This window comes from Kitasatospora sp. HUAS MG31, assembly GCF_040571325.1.
Taxonomy (GTDB): domain Bacteria; phylum Actinomycetota; class Actinomycetes; order Streptomycetales; family Streptomycetaceae; genus Kitasatospora; species Kitasatospora camelliae.
In genome coordinates this window covers 96,887-111,215 of sequence record NZ_CP159873.1, presented here as the reverse complement: position 1 = coordinate 111,215, position 14,329 = coordinate 96,887, and the positions used below count along the sequence as shown (strand labels likewise).

Genomic DNA, 14,329 nt, shown 5'->3' with positions numbered 1-14,329 from the left:
TGTGAGGATTTCGTGCGGGTGGCGTCCAACAGTTCAGCGGGCCCGTCCGGGTCCGCACCGGGGCGAGGTCAAGGAGGCCTGCCATGACGGACACGTCCAGCAGTTTCCCGCAGGGCGACGGACGCCCGGAGGACGGCCTGCAAGGTCCCACCGGCGCCGACCGGGTGCCCGAGGAGCGGGGGAAGACGACCATCGCGGACGGCGTCGTGGAGAAGATCGTGGGCACGGCCGCGCGGGACGTTCCCGGTATCCACGCTCTGGGAGCCGGGATGTCCCGCACCATGGGCGCGGTACGTGAACGCGTTCCGGGCGGGGGACGGGCGAGCGTCAGGGGCGGGGTGAAGGTCGAGGTGGGCGAGCGCCAGGCCGCCGTCGACCTCGTCGTGGTCGTGGAGTACGGCGTCCCCATCACCGACCTGGCGGGCGACGTGCGCGTCAATGTCATCTCGGCGGTGGAACGCCTGACCGGCCTGGAGGTCGTGGAGGTGAACATCGCCGTCGACGACGTCCACCTCCCCGACGAGGACGACGACACCGAGAGCCGCGTCGCCTGACCCGCAGCCGCCCGGCCCCGTACCGTCGCTGCCGGAACGCTGCGGCGTGATCGGGGAGGCCCGGGCGACACCGAAGGAAGGAGCATGTGAGATGAGCACACCCGCACTCGGTCTGCTCGCGGGAATGGCCCTGGGATTCGCCGGGTACTTCGGCGGCTTCTGGGCCTTCCTCCTGGTCCTGGTCCTCGGCGTGGTCGGCGTCGTCGTCGGGCGCCTCCTGGAGGGCGAGGACGTCAGGGACTGGCGACGGCCCCGATTCGAGGACCGGCGCCGATGACCCCGCAACCCGTCGCGGCGCGCGAGCGCGGCGCCACCGTCATCCCGGACCGCGTAGTGGCCGGGATCGCCGCCCGGGCCGGCCGGGAGGCTCTCGCCGCGCAGCCGCACCGCCCCGCTCGGCCCGCACCGCCGACCCCCGACGCGTCGGCCCACGTCCACGGCAGGTCCACCCGCATCAGGCTGGCCGTCGAGCTGCCCTACCCGATCGACCTCGCCACAGCCGCCCGCGAACTGCAACGCCAGGTGACCCAGCGGGTGGGCCACCTGACCGGACTCGAGGTCACCGAGGTCGCCCTCGCGATCCGCCACCTCCTCCCCGAGGGCAGCGGCGGCCGCGACGGCCGCGTCTACTGACCCGCAGCGCACACCCCGCCACCGAGCCCTCCCCGCGGACCACCGCCGGGACATCCGCCCGCCCACCGCCCAGATTTCAAGGAGAGCCGGCATGACACACCAGCACCCGGCCGTCTCCGACCCCGAACCCGCGTCAGGCAACCCGCCCGGCAACGCACCGCCCCGCAAACCCACAGCCGACACAGACCGCAGCCGTGCAGCCCCGCGCTGGTGGTCCGAGCGGAGGGTTCCCGCCACGGCAACAGCCATCCTCGTCCTGGCGGCCTGCGCGTTCCTGCTGTTCGACGTGGTCCGCGTGCGTACCGGCCACACCGCCGCCGCCTGGCGCAAAACCCTCGCCGACGAACTCGCCACCCGACCCATCGACGACCCGTGGGTCATCACCGGCGCGGCGCTGGCAGCCGCCCTCGGCCTGTGGCTGATCATCCTGGCGCTCACCCCCGGCCGCCGGCACCTCCTGCCCATGGCGGCCCCCGACAACCCGGACGCACCACAGGCCGCCCTCGACCGAGACGGCGCCGCACGACTGCTGCGCGATGCCGCCCTGCGCGTGCCGGGCGTCTCCCATGCCGACATCAGGGTGCGCCGGCGCCGGATCAACGCCCGCGCGCAGGTCGCCTTCCGCGACCTGGACACGGTGCGGACCGAGGTGACCGAAGCACTGACAGCACAGCTCGACGCCCTCGCCCTGGCCCGGGTACCCCGGCTCACGGTCCGGGCCCGCCGGCGCGGCCCGTGACCGTGCAGCCGCACAGACCGCCGGCCCCATCGCCACGGGAGACCATCTGATGAACTCTCACTCCGTCCTCAACCGGACCTTGCTGGCCGTCGCGGGCCTGGTCATGCTCGGCGGCGGCCTGCTCGTGCTTGTCGGCGCGCTGGACCTCTACCGGCGCTGGAGTCTCGATCCGCCCGCCGACTGGCCCCTCACCGGCCCGCACGACACCCTCGTGCCGGCCGCGGACCGCACCCGCTGGACGGACGAGGCCTGGTGGTGGCCGACCGTCATCGCCGCCCTGACCATCCTCATCGCCCTCGCGCTGTGGTGGCTCGTGGCACAGCTCCGCCACCAGCACCCCGGACGCCTGCCGGTCGGCAACCCGCCCTGCGACGGCGTCGAACTGCACGACAGCGCCCTCGCCGACGCCCTGGCCGCCGACACCGCCCGACTCCCCGGCGTCCACAAAGCGCGCGTGAACCTGACCGGTCACCCTGACCACCCACACGCGACCTTCGATCTCACCCTCGATCCGGACGCCCACCCACGGGACGTCCTCCCCGCCCTGGAAGGCACCCTGCACCGCGCCTGCCGGAGCACCGGATGGGAGCAACTCCCCGCCCGGGCCACGCTGCGCGTCGCCTCCCACCGGCCCCACCGCGCCGAGTGAGCGGTCGTCCCCGTACCCCGGGAGGTACTCGGCCTCGATGGGGACGCGGCGGGAGCCGGAATCGGGGTCGGGGTTCGTCGGCCCATCGCCGTGATCCCCCGCCCGCCGGACCGAGGTCGTGGGGAGTGATTGGTGGTCATGTCAACGCCTGCCCTTCCGTTCGGCCCGTGCCGGTGCGCCGGCGCCGTGCGCGTGCCTTCGGAGCTGGGCTTTTGTCGCGTCTCACTCGTGCGCCGGTCGCCCGTGGTGCTGTTGTACGGCCTCCACTCAGCGCCGAAGGCAGCCGGTGTGCGCGGCGGGCCCACACCACATGCGCCGGTCCGTCGTGGCCCGTCTCCGTCGGCGGAGAACGTAGCCGCCTGGGCTGACAGCCCCCGCCCGGGGCCGCAGCAGCCGGGGCCTGCGAGGGCCGCGACGAGGCCGCCCAGGGCCCGGACAGCAGGCCGAGCGGCTTGCAGAGGATCTTGACCATCGCGATCTCCTCGGTACAAACGACACACCCCAGGCCGACGAAGAGATCGTCAGCGGTCCGCGGAACAGCGGAACATCACGGCACCGACTCCCAAGGACGTCCGGGCCAAGGCCGAGGACGGAGACGACGAGGAGAGCGCGCTGCCCGACGACTCCTAGTCGCTTTGACCGCCGGGCCGGAGGACCGGGCAGGGCAGGGCAGGGGGGTGCCTCTGGTGGCGTCGAGGATCCCTTGGTGAGGTACGAGGCCTCCGGCAGGGCGAGGAACACGTGGCCGGGGCCCGTTCGGCGGGCTGGGCCGGAGCGGTCCAGGCGACTGCTCCCCGACGTACCCGACCTGCTCCTCGTCCATGGTGGCCGGGATCAGCGGCGTCCACAGCGGTCCGGCCGCGACCGCGTCGACCCGGGTCCCCGCAGCTGCGAGCTGCTGGGCCAGGCCCTGGGCGAGCGCGACGATCGCGGCCTTCGTCATCGCGTGGTCCAGCAGCTGCGGGGGTGGGAACGCGCCGTTCCCACCCCGGTGGGGTGGGAACGGTTCTGGTGCGGCGCCGACGGGGCGCAGGCATGCGTCCGTGTCTACCAGTAGTGGCGGCGGCCGGCGACCTCGTGGCCGGCTGCGCCCATGACCAGCAGAGCGACGCCGATGAGGGCCAGGACGGCGCCGATGGTCCACAGGAAGGGGAGTCCGGCGACGAGTCCGATGAGGAGGAGGATGACTCCGAGGATGATCATGGTGTGCTCCGTTTTCTGCTCCCCCCGGTGTGATCCTCCGTCGGGTTCTGTGACGGAGAATGTGCTGCGTTCCCTTTTCCCGGGTCTCGGGCGGGGATTGTGCTTTCTCCTTTCGGTCCTCGGTCGACGCTGCTTGCTCCCGTGTCCGATGCGAGGGCGCTAGGGGGGTGCGGTGGTCAGGCCGGTGAGGAGGATGTCGAGGCCGCGTTCGAGTTCGGCGGCGCCGTCGTAGGTGGCCAGGGTGGTGGCGAGGCCGCGCAGGAGGGGGAATTCGCCGATCGGCAGCCGGTGCAGGCCCAGGCGCAGCAGGTCGTCGGTCTCGTCGGGGTTGTCGACGAGTTCCTGGAGTTCGTTGAGGACGTGGCCGTGGAGGAGTCCGAACAGGGCCCGGTAGACGTGGAGGGCGTCGGCGGTGCTGAAGCCGGCCCGGGTGAGCAGGGCGAGGGTGGCTTCGAGGGGGCGCAGCGTGCCGAGGGGGCGCAGGGCCAGCGGGGTGGCGAGGGGGCGGGTGACCAGGAGCGGCACGACGTGGGGATGGGCGAGTGCGATCCGGCGGAACTGCCTTGCCACAGAACGTAGTTGAGCTTTCCAGTCGGGGTCGCTGGGGTCGACCGTGAGCTCGGAGAGGACGGTCTCGGCGACGCCGTCGAGCAGGGCGGCCTTGTTCGGTGCGTAGCGGTAGAGGCTCATCGGGTCGTGGCCGAGCGCGCGGGCCAGGCGCCGCATCGACATTCTCTCGACACCCTCGCTGTCGATGATCTCCAGTGCGCAGGCCAGCACCCGTTCCCGGCTGAGCTTTCCGCCTGCCGGCGAATCGCGTTCTTCGACTGCCGGGGCGGCCGGTGAAGTGGTCATTTCGGCACCTTCTGTCACTGCTGGTCACCGACGACCCACCCAAAGTTCGTAGACCTACGGTGTAGTTTCCAGTGTACTTCAGGAGTCGGCTGTAGGCATACGACGTAGATTTCCTGGAGTAGCACCATGATCCTTCTAGCGCCTTGTCCCGCAGCCAACCCTCCGCGCCGGGATCGCACGGGGCTGACCCGGCCCCGAAGGACCGGGCTTACGCCCCCGAAGAAGTCGGTCATCTGACTCGTCGAAACCGACGACCTAGCTGAAGGCGCTCATGGGCAAGACGGCAGCGGTTGACGTCGCGGTCGACGCCCAGGCGCGTCCGCCGCGATCGGACCAGCACCGGCGGTGAGGCGGACGGCCGCATGGCAGGGTGACGCGTGTGAACGCGAAGCCGGTCCTCCCAGCCTCCGCCCGTACCGCGGGCGTCCTACGGGATGTCGCCCTCCCGGCTCCGGACATCGGCCGCAGTGAGCCGCTGCGCGTTCTGGTGCTCTCCGGGTCCTTCCGGAAGGGATCGCTCAACAGCCAGCTGGCCGTGCTGACTGCCAGACTGATGAGCGACAACGGGGCCACTGCCGAGTTCGCGAATCTGCGGGACTTCGACATGCCGTCATACGACGGGGACATCGAGGCCGCCCAGGGCCAGCCCGACAACTCCGTCGCGCTGCGCGATCGCCTTCGAGCGGCGCACGCGTTCGTCATCGCCTCGCCGGAGTACAACGCCTCGGTCCCGGGGGTGGTGAAGAACGCGATCGACTGGCTGTCGCGCTTCCGCCCGCAGCCGTTCAAGGACAAGCACGCGCTGCTGGTCTCGGCATCTCCCTCCATGGTGGGAGGAAACCGGGGACTGTGGGCACTGCGCGTGCCGCTGGAGCACCTCGGGACCCGTGTCTACCCGGACATGTTCAGTCTGGCCACGGCCCACCAGGCGTTCGCCGACAGCGGCGACCTCATCGACGCCGGACTCCAGGAACGGCTCGACTCCACCGTCAAGGCGTTCCTCAGCCTCGTCGCGGCCGACACGCACTACCCGGCCCTGCAACGCTGCTGGTACGAGTTCCTCGGTGACCAGACCAGCGCTCCGGTCACCCAACGCGCCGAGGAATAGCCGGGCCAACGCACGCTTCCTGATGACCGATTTCGATGCGGGAGCAATGCTCGGATGTCTGTGGATCGGCAGGGGAGGCCGCACCTTCTTTAGCGATCGATCGATAGGTCACCTGTTATCTCCCAGGATGCCCCGGCTTTCAGGCCGGGGAGGAATGGGTCCGTGGATCCGAGCCGCGGAGCGGCGGAGTGATCTTCGGAGGGGCCGGTCAGTCCCGGTGTGGCGATCCCGCACCAGGCACGGCCCGATGAACGGGGAACCCGCCTCGGCGACCTGCGAACCACGGACGTCCGTGCCGCAGACGCGGGAGGAATCCCCGTCCTTAGGGCGGGGAGGATGTCAAATCTTGGCGGGGCCCTGGAGGTGCCGGGCCTGCCGGTGGGGGGGCGGAGAGGCGTTCTTCTGGCAGAGGGCGGGAGGCTGAGCCGTCATCATCTGCCCGTGGCGAATCTGCGGCGGGCAGAGAAACCGCATCCGGGGAGCTCCCGGGGTCAAGGGTGGAGGTGACGGCATCCCTGCCTCGACAAGGAGACCCAATGACTCCATTCACCACGCTCGCGCCCCGCGCGGAGGCGGGCGACACACTGCCGAGCCGCCTTGACGATCATCTCGCGGCGCAGCTGCTCGGCCAGCGGATCGTCCTCCTCGGCACACAGGTTGACGACGTGTCGGCCAACCGGGTGTGCGCGCAGTTGCTGCTGCTGTCGGCGGAGGACCCGCGCACCGACATCAGCCTGTACATCAACAGCCCCGGCGGGTCGGTCACCGCGGGTCTGGCCATCTACGACACCATGCGGCTCATCCCGAACGACGTCTCGACGCTGGCGATGGGGTTCGCCGCCAGCATGGGCCAGTTCCTGGTCACCGTGGGGGCGTCCGGTAAGCGGTTCGCGCTACCGAACGCGCGGATCATGATGCACCAGCCCTCGGCGGGCATCGGTGGCTCGGCCGCGGACATCGAGATCCAGGCGGAGAACCTCCAGTTCACCAAGAAGGCCATCGAGCGGATCACCGCCGAGCACACCGGCCAGAACGAGGAGACGATCGCACGGGACGGCGACCGGGACCGCTGGTTCACGGCCGAGCAGGCCAGGGAGTACGGGATCGTGGACCGGGTGGTGGAGTCCCTCGCCGACATCCGCCCGGCCGCGTCGCGCCGACGGATGGGGTTGTGACATGGGGTCGTACACGGTTCCCTACGTCATCGAGCGGACCGCGCAGGGCGAGCGGTCCTACGACGTCTTCAGCCGACTGCTGAACGAGCGGATCATCTTCCTCGGCACCGAGATCGACGACGGGGTCGCCAATGTGGTCATCGCGCAACTACTGCATCTGGAGTCGGAGAACCCGGAGCGCGAGATCTCGATCTATCTCAACTCGCCTGGTGGATCGTTCACTTCGCTTATGGCGATCTACGACACGATGACGTTCGTGCAGGCGCCGATCTCCACGTTCTGCGTCGGTCAGGCGGCGTCGACGGCGGCGGTGCTGCTGGCCGGCGGAGACCCCGGGCGACGGTTCGTGCTCCAGCACGCGCGGGTGCTGCTCGGCCAGCCGGCCAGCGGCGGCCGGCAGGGGACGGTCTCCGACCTCAGCCTCGCGGCCAAGGAGATGGTCCGCATCCGCTCGCAGGTGGAGGAGGTCCTGTCCCGGCACACGCATCACGACGTTCCGACGCTGCGCGCGGACATGGACCGGGACAAGGTGTTCACCGCCGAGGAGGCCGTCGCCTACGGGCTCGCCGACGAGGTGCTGAGCCGACGGCTCGCGTTCGTCTGACCCCCGTCCGGCCGCGGGCCGAAGGCCGGCGAGCCAGCCGGTACGGCGGTGGTGCGCCCCGTCGTACCGGCCGGCGGCGAGGTCAGGCGGCGAGGCAGAGGCCGTCGTACCGCGCCGTGGGCGACGTGCGGCCCCGGCTCACCCGGCTCCGGGCGTACCGGGCCAGCTCGTCCTGGGTGAGCGAGAGCAGGTCGGCGAGGCCGAGCCCGAGGGCCTGGGCGGCGGCCGCGAGTACCTCGGAGGAGGCCTCCTTGCGTCCGCGTTCCAGCTCCGACAGGTACGGCATCGAGATCCGGGCCGCTTCCGCGACGTCTTTCAGGGTGCGTTCCTGAGCGAGCCGCTCGCGCCGCAGGGCACTGCCGACGAGGTCACGCCACAGGGGCTCCCTCGGCACGGGTGTCTGTGGGGCTCCCGCCGGTCGCTGGGGGGCACGGGTCGCCCCACCGGAGCCGGGCGGCGAGGTCTGCGGGCGCAGCGGGATGACGCGGGCTTCGTTCGGCGCATGAGTGCTCACCCTTTCAGCCTAGGGATCCGGGGCGCGGAGGGAAGGGAGCGGCGTTCTGCCCTGGGTGAAGCCGTGCAGGCGGACCGGAGGTGCCGCGAGCCGGTCGCCCGAGTACGCGGACCGCGCTACCGTCCATTCCGCCCCAGCGGGGCCCGTCCCCGGCAGCACGGCCGCCTGCGGTCTGACGCACAAGCCCTACCCGCGGCGTCCGGGACGACCGCATGCCGCCCGACCTCGCGGCCAAACTCCCGTGCGGGAGGGGCCGCCCTCCAACAGAACGCGCCGATGGTCAGGCGGTGCCCGCGTAACCCGGCCCCGCCCTGCCCGTGCGGCCCTCTTCCAGAAGTAGCGGCGCGGGCTGCCGGCCGGGAAGCCCTGATGCCGCCTCGGAGCCGTTCGTACCTCGATGGTCATCCCGGCCGCCTCGGCAACACCTTGACGACCCCCCGGCACCGGGGCGGGTCATCAAAGGCAACGGACGACGCCGCTACCGGTCAGGGCCGTGTACCGGCCATTTCCCCACCAGCGGCCGGCCCCCGCGTCGAGATCGGCGATAGGCCAACAGACCTCGCCGCCCAGGCCTTCGTCCTCCAGGACGCTGGCCGGAACGGTCCGAGGCATCTCGGCAACGTACCGGCGGCGGGCGACGAGCCCCAGCCGGTTCGCACGGTCTTCGCAACAGGCCCGCCCGGTGCCCGTGAGGACGAACAGCAGCCGGGGAGCGACCCCATGCTGCGCCGCTCCGTGCGCGGGGTTATAGGTGCTGGCGGCCGGCCGCTGAACCACTACGCGCCCGGCGGCCGGTACCGGACTCGTTCGGCTTTGCGCAGGGCGTCCATGGTTTCATCGACGGTCAGGAGGACTGTCGTCTCGAACGAGCCAAGCGCGCCGCCTCCACTGATCGCCAACGCAACCGCGGCCATGGACACGTTGTCGGGGGCCTCCCACAGGTTGTAGCCGTCGTGGGCGCCGAAGGCGTACCAGAAGCCGTGGAGCTTCCCGCCGACGGACTCGATGTACGCCTCTGCGGCCTTCGCACGGTCCTCGGGGTGGACGATCAGCCTCGCCCAAGTCTCCGGTGTATAGCTGAACCTCGACAGATAGAGCGGCATCATGTCTTCCTTTCGTTCCACCAGGGATGCCCCGGCGGGGCGGGGAACGCGTCGGATGCGGCCCGCGTATCCCTCGAACGGCCGGGGGACGACGGCACGGCCACAGCCAACGGGTGAGCGACCTCTCAGCCCGAGTCCACCGGGCCGCATCTGACATGGGGACGGGATGACGCCGACCTCCGGTGCCCGTTTGATCCGGGACCTCGAAGCGATGTACCAGAAGGCCCTCAAGACCCCCGACGCGTCGTTCGAGCCGGTGGGCGGCTGGGACACCATCAGTCAGGATGTGGCCGCCAGGGGGCCGGGAGCACGCGGAATCATCCTGGTCGTGCACGAAAAGGGCGTTGGACACGTGTTCAATGTGATCAACAAGGATGGACGCGTGATCTACCTGGACGGCCAGTCAGGAAGCCTCGCCAAACTGGAAACCACCAACGTCGCCAGTGAGGCGCAGCACCGCCTGCCGCACCGGATCGCCGCTCCGCCGGCCTGCCGGGGCCGCGGCAGGAGACCGCTCGACCGTGACACTGACGCTGCGCCGGTGCGGGCCCGGCGGCGGCCGACGCCTGTGCGGCCGGCGCGGCAGGCTGGTGGATCCAGGTGAGGCGACTGTCGGCCAGGTGGAGCTCGGCCGGGGCGAACCAGCGGGTGCCGTCGCCGGGTACCTGCATACCGACGACGAGCGCGGGGGCGCTGCCGGGCTGCTTGTCCAGGCGGACCCGGACGATCTGGCCGCCGCGACGACTGAGTGCATCAGGGCCGGCGGGGACGCCGGGGCCGAGCAGGATCTCCCAGATCGACTCGTCGTCCCACGGCACCGGCCGCTGTTTGTCGAGGTGGACCAGGATTGTGCGCCCGTCGGCCAGATGGGCCAGGACCGCGGAACCTGCGGGCTGCGGGTAGGCGAAGTCGGCCGAGACGCCCTGGGCCGGGAGCCAGGACCTCAGGTCGGTTGCCACGAACAGGTGGTCCGCGCTGTCCCTGCCACGGGTCTGCGCGGCGTCACCCTGGTGCCCGCCGCCCCCGCCCCCGGTGTGGGAGAAGTGGCAGACCCGGTCGTCGTACCGCTTGGTGATCAGCGGGCGCCCGCAGCCGCCCGGCAGGTTGATGCCGCACCAGATGGTGTCGGCCTCATGCTCGTGGCGGAAGGCCTCCAACTCCTCCACCCCTTCCGGGCACACGACGGGCTCGTCCGAGTCCGGGCTCCCGAGGACTGCTGTCTGGATCAGTCGTCTGTCCATCCTGCTCCCGAATGCGCTGGATGAGTGACTTTCAATCAGTGGATCCTCCGTGTGGTCGGTGGTTCGGCGCAGTCCGCGATGGCGGGCTCGACTACACGTCGAGGCCTGTCTCGATGCGGTGCAGGTGGTGTCGGGCCATGGCGAGGTTGGCGCGGGTGCGGTCGAGGAGGAGGGAGAGGAACAGTCGGCTGCCGTTGCTTCGGCGGAGCGGCCGAATGAGGTGGTACTGGGCGGTGAGGCTGATGAGGATGTCCTCGATCGTCTCGGTTCCGAGGCCGGTGACGGTGACGGCCTGCTGGGTGGCGCGGACGATGTCGGTGTGCCCGGCGGCGGCGAGGATCGGGTCGAGGGTGGTGACCGTCGTTCGGGTGCCCAGGGCCATGCCGCTTTCGAGGTCGACGAGCGCGACCCCGAGTGCGCCGTCGATGGCCATCGCGTCCTTGAGCGCCTGGTCGACTCGGTTCACGGTTCCTGCCTCCTGCTGTGCGTCGGTGGGTTGGTGCCGCCCGCTGTCGTCGTGGCGTTCGGTCGGCTGTGTTCGCGAGGCTACGGATCGCTTCGAAGTGGCGTGTCCTGCCGATCGGGACTGAACGTGATTGAACGGTCGCCGGCCGGAGGCGACTTGCAATGATCGCGAGTTGAAGAATTCTTCACATTCATGGATGCTGAATCTGTGGATCCAGGGTGGCGACGATGAGCGATGTGTTCGACGACGAGCTGCGAGGTCAGCTGGCGGAGGCCCGGCGGCAGCGCGGTCTGGCGCGCGCGGCCCGGGACGTGGACGGCGCGCAGGCGTACGCGGGCCGGATCACGCAGTTGCTGCGGATCGCCGCCCGCTACGGCATCGCCGTCGCGCACTGCGCGGACGAAGAGGAAGAGGACTGAGCGATGGCGGTCCCGTTGTACCAGGCCAAGGCGGAGTTCTTCCGCACCCTCGGCCACCCGGTCCGGATCCGGGTCCTGGAATTGCTGCAGGACGGGCCGCGCCCGGTGCGCGACCTGCTGTCCGCCATCGAGGTCGAGCCCTCGAACCTCTCCCAGCAGCTCGCCGTGCTGCGCCGGACCCAGCTGGTGACGGCGACGCGGGAGGGCAACACCGTCGTGTACGCGCTGAGCACGCCGGACGTGGCGGACCTGCTGCGCGCCGCCCGCCGGATCCTCACCGAGATGATCACCGACCAGGAGGCGCTGCTCGCCGAGCTGCGCGAGCCCGACCACCAGGCCCACCGGGCATGAGCGGCACTTCCGTGGACCTCACGGCCTCGTCCGCCCCTGCGGTTCTCGCCCGACGCGCGCGCGTGCGGCTGCGCGCGGTGCTGCCGAACCGTGAGGTCCTGGCGACGATGGGCCGCTCGCCGCGCAAGGACCTGCTGGCCGGGCTGACGGTGGCGATCGTCGCGCTGCCACTGGCGCTCGGCTTCGGCGTGGCCTCCGGAGCGGGGGCCGAGGCCGGATTGGCGACCGCGGTGGTGGCGGGCGCGCTCGCGGCGTTCTTCGGCGGCTCGAACCTGCAGGTGAGCGGTCCGACCGGAGCGATGACCGTCGTCCTGGTCCCGATCGTCCACCGGTACGGCACCCCGGGTGTGCTGACGGTCGGACTTCTGGCCGGCGTCCTGCTGGTCGCCGCCGCGCTCGGCGGGGCCGGCCGGTTCATGGCCTACGTACCGGCACCGGTGGTGGAGGGCTTCACCCTCGGCATCGCCGGGGTGATCGGCCTCCAGCAGGTGCCCGCGGCCCTCGGCGTCAAGCCCTCCGGGGCGCAGAACGTCGTGATCGGCGCCTGGGACGCCGCCGCCGCCTTCGCCGCCGAACCGCACCCGGCGGCACTCGCGCTCGCGACCGGCGTCGCGGCGGTGATGCTGATCGGCGCCCGGCTGCGCCCGGGCGTCCCGTTCTCGTTGCTGGCGGTGGTCGCAGCGACCGTCGTCGCCGGTATGGCTGGCCTGGACGTGGCCACGATCGGGCACCTGCCCGCCGGGTTGCCCGCGCCCTCGCTCGGCTTCCTGCACGTCGGTGAGATCCCGCACCTGGCGAGTGCCGCGCTGGCGGTGGCGGCCCTGGCTGCGCTGGAGTCGCTGATGTCGGCCACGGCTGCGGACGCGATGAGTGTCTCGGAGCGGCACGACAGCAACCGCGAGCTGTTCGGGCAGGGCGTCGCGAATCTGCTCGCCCCGCTGTTCGGTGGCGTCGCTGCGACCGGCGCGATCGCCCGCACCGCTGTCAACGTCCGCTCGGGAGCGGCATCGCGCCTGGCGGCACTCGTCCACGCCGCCGTGCTGGCCGTGGTCGTGTTCGCCGCGGCCCCGCTCGTGTCCGGCATTCCGCTGGCGGCGCTCGCCGGTGTGCTGATCGCCACCGCCGTGCGCATGGTCGAGGTCGCCTCGCTGCGGGCACTGGCTCGCAGCGGCCGCGGCGAGGCCGCGATCCTCGTCCTGACCGCGGGCGCGACGCTCGCCTTCGACCTGGTCACCGCCGTCATCGTAGGCCTGCTGGTCGCCGGCGCCCTGGCCCTGCGCCAAGTCGCCCGCTCCGCCGCACTGACCAGGGTGCCGCTGCACGAGGACCTGGCCCCGGCCGACCACCACGCCGAGGAACAGGCGCTGCTCGCCGAGCACATCGTCGCCTACCGCATCGACGGCCCCATCTTCTTCGCCGGCGCCCACCGCTTCCTGCTCGAACTCGCCGAGACCACCGACGTCAAGGCCGTCATCCTGCGCCTGTCCCGGGTGAGCGCGATCGACGCCACCGGCGCCCTGGTACTCGGCGACGCCATCACCAAGCTGGAACGACGGGGGATCCTCGTCCTGGTCTCCGGCGTGCAGGAAGACCACCTCAAGACGCTGGACGCCCTCGGCGTCCTCGACACCCTGCACGCCGAGCACCGCGTGTTCGCCGCCACCCCCGACGCGATCGCCTGCGCCAGGCGCCATCTGCACCGCCATCTGGCAGGGAAGACACGACGATGACCACGGGCCTACCCACGGGTCCTGCACGCCCGACGACACCCGCTCCGGCCCACGCCAGCCGCCCCGTAACGAAGGAGACCCGGTGAGCGACGCCACCAACGACGAGAAGGCCAAGCGCCGGGCCATGCGCATCCGCGCCACGATCTACATCGCGGGAACGCACCTGTTCGCTGGCTTCGTGATCCTGCTCTTCACCCTCGGCCACCGCCAGTGACCCGGATCCCTGAGGCCAAAGGAGCCCGGCGCCTGCCACGCCGGCGGGGGACCTGGGCGCCAGGACGTTCCCACCCCGCCCCGGCCACCCCGGCGGCCGCCCCGAGCGCCACCTGGTGCACCACGACCTGATCCGCGCTGCCGGGGCCGGCCTCCACGGTCTCCAACGGCTCACGGTGCGCGGGGGCACCCCATGCCGTTCCCGCGCCACGGAATGGGCGAGAGCGGCCAGGCCTTGCGCGAACCGGTCCGCGCGCGGCTCAGCGGGCGAGGGCGATGGTGAACTCGTCGTTCGGACACATCACGGCAAGGTTCTGCAGGGCGGTGAGTTCCTGGTCGTCGACGGCGAGGTCCCAGCGGGTCTTGATGGCGCCCCAGTCGGCGACGTAGGTGCAGCGGTACTCGGTGGCGGGCGGGAGCCAGTCGGTGACGTCCTTGTCGGCCTTCGACCGGTTGGACTTGGCGGAGACGGCGATCAGGGCGCGGGGATCGTCGAGGTCGCCGTGGTGGACGGTGAGCGGCCGGCGCCGATCGCGGCAGCGGTGCCGGGGTCGGTGGTGCCGCACTGGCGGGAGGGGTTCGCTCCGACGGTGCTGGCGCCGGACTATCGGCGGATCCAGGACGTCCTGGACGACGGGGGCGGGACGGTCGGCGGGGCGATGGACTGTCGCCAACTCGCGGCGGCACTTGGGCTGGAGGTGGTTCCCGGGAAGGTCGAGGGGGGGTGCGGTCGAAGGCGAAGCGCCCGGCCGCGCGGGGCTGGCTGGCCGAG

The 14,329-nt window shown here is 71.4% G+C and carries 19 protein-coding genes; 13 read left to right on the top strand and 6 right to left on the bottom strand.

The genetic code is table 11. The features are described 5' to 3' along the window. Nucleotides 1–83: 83 nt before the first annotated feature. From ABWK59_RS36085 to ABWK59_RS36065, 5 genes are all read left to right on the top strand, one after another. Nucleotides 84–554: an Asp23/Gls24 family envelope stress response protein gene (locus ABWK59_RS36085; protein WP_354645296.1), complete on the top strand. Its 471-nt coding sequence runs from the start codon at nt 84–86 to the stop codon at nt 552–554. Between the two features lie 91 nt (nt 555–645). Beyond that, nucleotides 646–831 (top strand): hypothetical protein, encoded by a 186-nt coding sequence (locus ABWK59_RS36080; RefSeq protein ID WP_354645295.1) that lies wholly within the window; start codon nt 646–648, stop codon nt 829–831. Beyond that, entirely contained in the window at nt 828–1,187 is a 360-nt protein-coding gene (locus tag ABWK59_RS36075) for a hypothetical protein (RefSeq protein WP_354645294.1), read from the top strand. The genes ABWK59_RS36080 and ABWK59_RS36075 overlap by 4 nt, the downstream gene beginning before the upstream one ends. A 91-nt stretch (nt 1,188–1,278) precedes the next feature. Further along, on the top strand, nt 1,279–1,926 hold the full coding sequence (locus tag ABWK59_RS36070; RefSeq protein ID WP_354645293.1) for a DUF6286 domain-containing protein: 648 nt from the start codon (nt 1,279–1,281) through the stop codon (nt 1,924–1,926). A 49-nt stretch (nt 1,927–1,975) separates the two neighbouring features. Continuing rightward, on the top strand, nt 1,976–2,575 hold the full coding sequence (locus ABWK59_RS36065) for an alkaline shock response membrane anchor protein AmaP (RefSeq protein WP_354645292.1): 600 nt from the start codon (nt 1,976–1,978) through the stop codon (nt 2,573–2,575). A gap of 1,047 nt (nt 2,576–3,622) precedes the next feature. On the opposite strand, the gene ABWK59_RS36055 is transcribed toward ABWK59_RS36065, so the two are convergent. Together ABWK59_RS36055 and ABWK59_RS36050 are read right to left on the bottom strand one after the other, a co-directional pair. Further along, nucleotides 3,623–3,778: a hypothetical protein gene (locus ABWK59_RS36055; protein WP_354645291.1), complete on the bottom strand. Its 156-nt coding sequence runs from the start codon at nt 3,776–3,778 to the stop codon at nt 3,623–3,625. A 159-nt stretch (nt 3,779–3,937) separates the two neighbouring features. Continuing rightward, on the bottom strand, nt 3,938–4,633 hold the full coding sequence (locus ABWK59_RS36050) for a TetR/AcrR family transcriptional regulator C-terminal domain-containing protein (protein ID WP_354645290.1): 696 nt from the start codon (nt 4,631–4,633) through the stop codon (nt 3,938–3,940). 475 nt (nt 4,634–5,108) lie between these two features. Here ABWK59_RS36050 and ABWK59_RS36045 point away from each other — a divergent pair, with 475 nt between their 5' ends. The 3 genes from ABWK59_RS36045 (at nt 5,109) to ABWK59_RS36035 (ending at nt 7,520) form a co-directional block, all read left to right on the top strand. Beyond that, nucleotides 5,109–5,741 carry an NADPH-dependent FMN reductase gene (locus ABWK59_RS36045; protein WP_354645378.1) on the top strand — a complete coding sequence of 211 codons (633 nt, stop codon included), beginning with the start codon at nt 5,109–5,111 and terminating at the stop codon, nt 5,739–5,741. A gap of 536 nt (nt 5,742–6,277) precedes the next feature. After that, entirely contained in the window at nt 6,278–6,916 is a 639-nt protein-coding gene (locus ABWK59_RS36040) for an ATP-dependent Clp protease proteolytic subunit (RefSeq protein ID WP_354645289.1), read from the top strand. A 1-nt stretch (nt 6,917) separates the two neighbouring features. Next, the gene (locus ABWK59_RS36035) at nt 6,918–7,520 is read left to right on the top strand and encodes a ClpP family protease (RefSeq protein WP_354645288.1); all 603 of its coding nucleotides are present in this window, start codon (nt 6,918–6,920) and stop codon (nt 7,518–7,520) included. 82 nt (nt 7,521–7,602) lie between these two features. Here ABWK59_RS36035 and ABWK59_RS36030 read toward each other — a convergent pair whose 3' ends face one another. Continuing rightward, nucleotides 7,603–8,034, bottom strand: a complete 432-nt coding sequence (locus ABWK59_RS36030; RefSeq protein ID WP_354645287.1) for a helix-turn-helix domain-containing protein — start codon at nt 8,032–8,034, stop codon at nt 7,603–7,605. 776 nt (nt 8,035–8,810) lie between these two features. Next, nucleotides 8,811–9,137: a GYD domain-containing protein gene (locus ABWK59_RS36025; protein ID WP_354645286.1), complete on the bottom strand. Its 327-nt coding sequence runs from the start codon at nt 9,135–9,137 to the stop codon at nt 8,811–8,813. Between the two features lie 166 nt (nt 9,138–9,303). On the opposite strand from ABWK59_RS36025, the gene ABWK59_RS36020 reads away from it, so the two are divergent. Further along, nucleotides 9,304–9,741 (top strand): toxin glutamine deamidase domain-containing protein, encoded by a 438-nt coding sequence (locus tag ABWK59_RS36020; RefSeq protein ID WP_354645285.1) that lies wholly within the window; start codon nt 9,304–9,306, stop codon nt 9,739–9,741. 728 nt (nt 9,742–10,469) lie between these two features. Here the strand turns inward: ABWK59_RS36020 and ABWK59_RS36015 are convergent. Next, entirely contained in the window at nt 10,470–10,844 is a 375-nt protein-coding gene (locus ABWK59_RS36015; RefSeq protein WP_354645284.1) for a hypothetical protein, read from the bottom strand. Nucleotides 10,845–11,071: 227 nt separating this feature from the next. On the opposite strand from ABWK59_RS36015, the gene ABWK59_RS36010 reads away from it, so the two are divergent. From ABWK59_RS36010 to ABWK59_RS35995, 4 genes are all read left to right on the top strand, one after another. After that, entirely contained in the window at nt 11,072–11,263 is a 192-nt protein-coding gene (locus tag ABWK59_RS36010; protein ID WP_354645283.1) for a hypothetical protein, read from the top strand. A 3-nt stretch (nt 11,264–11,266) separates the two neighbouring features. Beyond that, nucleotides 11,267–11,614, top strand: coding sequence for an ArsR/SmtB family transcription factor (locus tag ABWK59_RS36005; RefSeq protein ID WP_354645282.1), 348 nt, complete (start codon nt 11,267–11,269; stop codon nt 11,612–11,614). Further along, nucleotides 11,611–13,344 carry a SulP family inorganic anion transporter gene (locus ABWK59_RS36000; RefSeq protein ID WP_354645281.1) on the top strand — a complete coding sequence of 578 codons (1,734 nt, stop codon included), beginning with the start codon at nt 11,611–11,613 and terminating at the stop codon, nt 13,342–13,344. Before ABWK59_RS36005 ends, ABWK59_RS36000 begins: the two co-directional genes overlap by 4 nt. A gap of 82 nt (nt 13,345–13,426) precedes the next feature. Further along, nucleotides 13,427–13,558, top strand: coding sequence for a DUF6126 family protein (locus tag ABWK59_RS35995; protein WP_354645280.1), 132 nt, complete (start codon nt 13,427–13,429; stop codon nt 13,556–13,558). A 259-nt stretch (nt 13,559–13,817) separates the two neighbouring features. Here ABWK59_RS35995 and ABWK59_RS35990 read toward each other — a convergent pair whose 3' ends face one another. Beyond that, on the bottom strand, nt 13,818–14,123 hold the full coding sequence (locus ABWK59_RS35990) for a hypothetical protein (protein WP_354645279.1): 306 nt from the start codon (nt 14,121–14,123) through the stop codon (nt 13,818–13,820). Between the last annotated feature and the right edge of the window lie 206 nt (nt 14,124–14,329).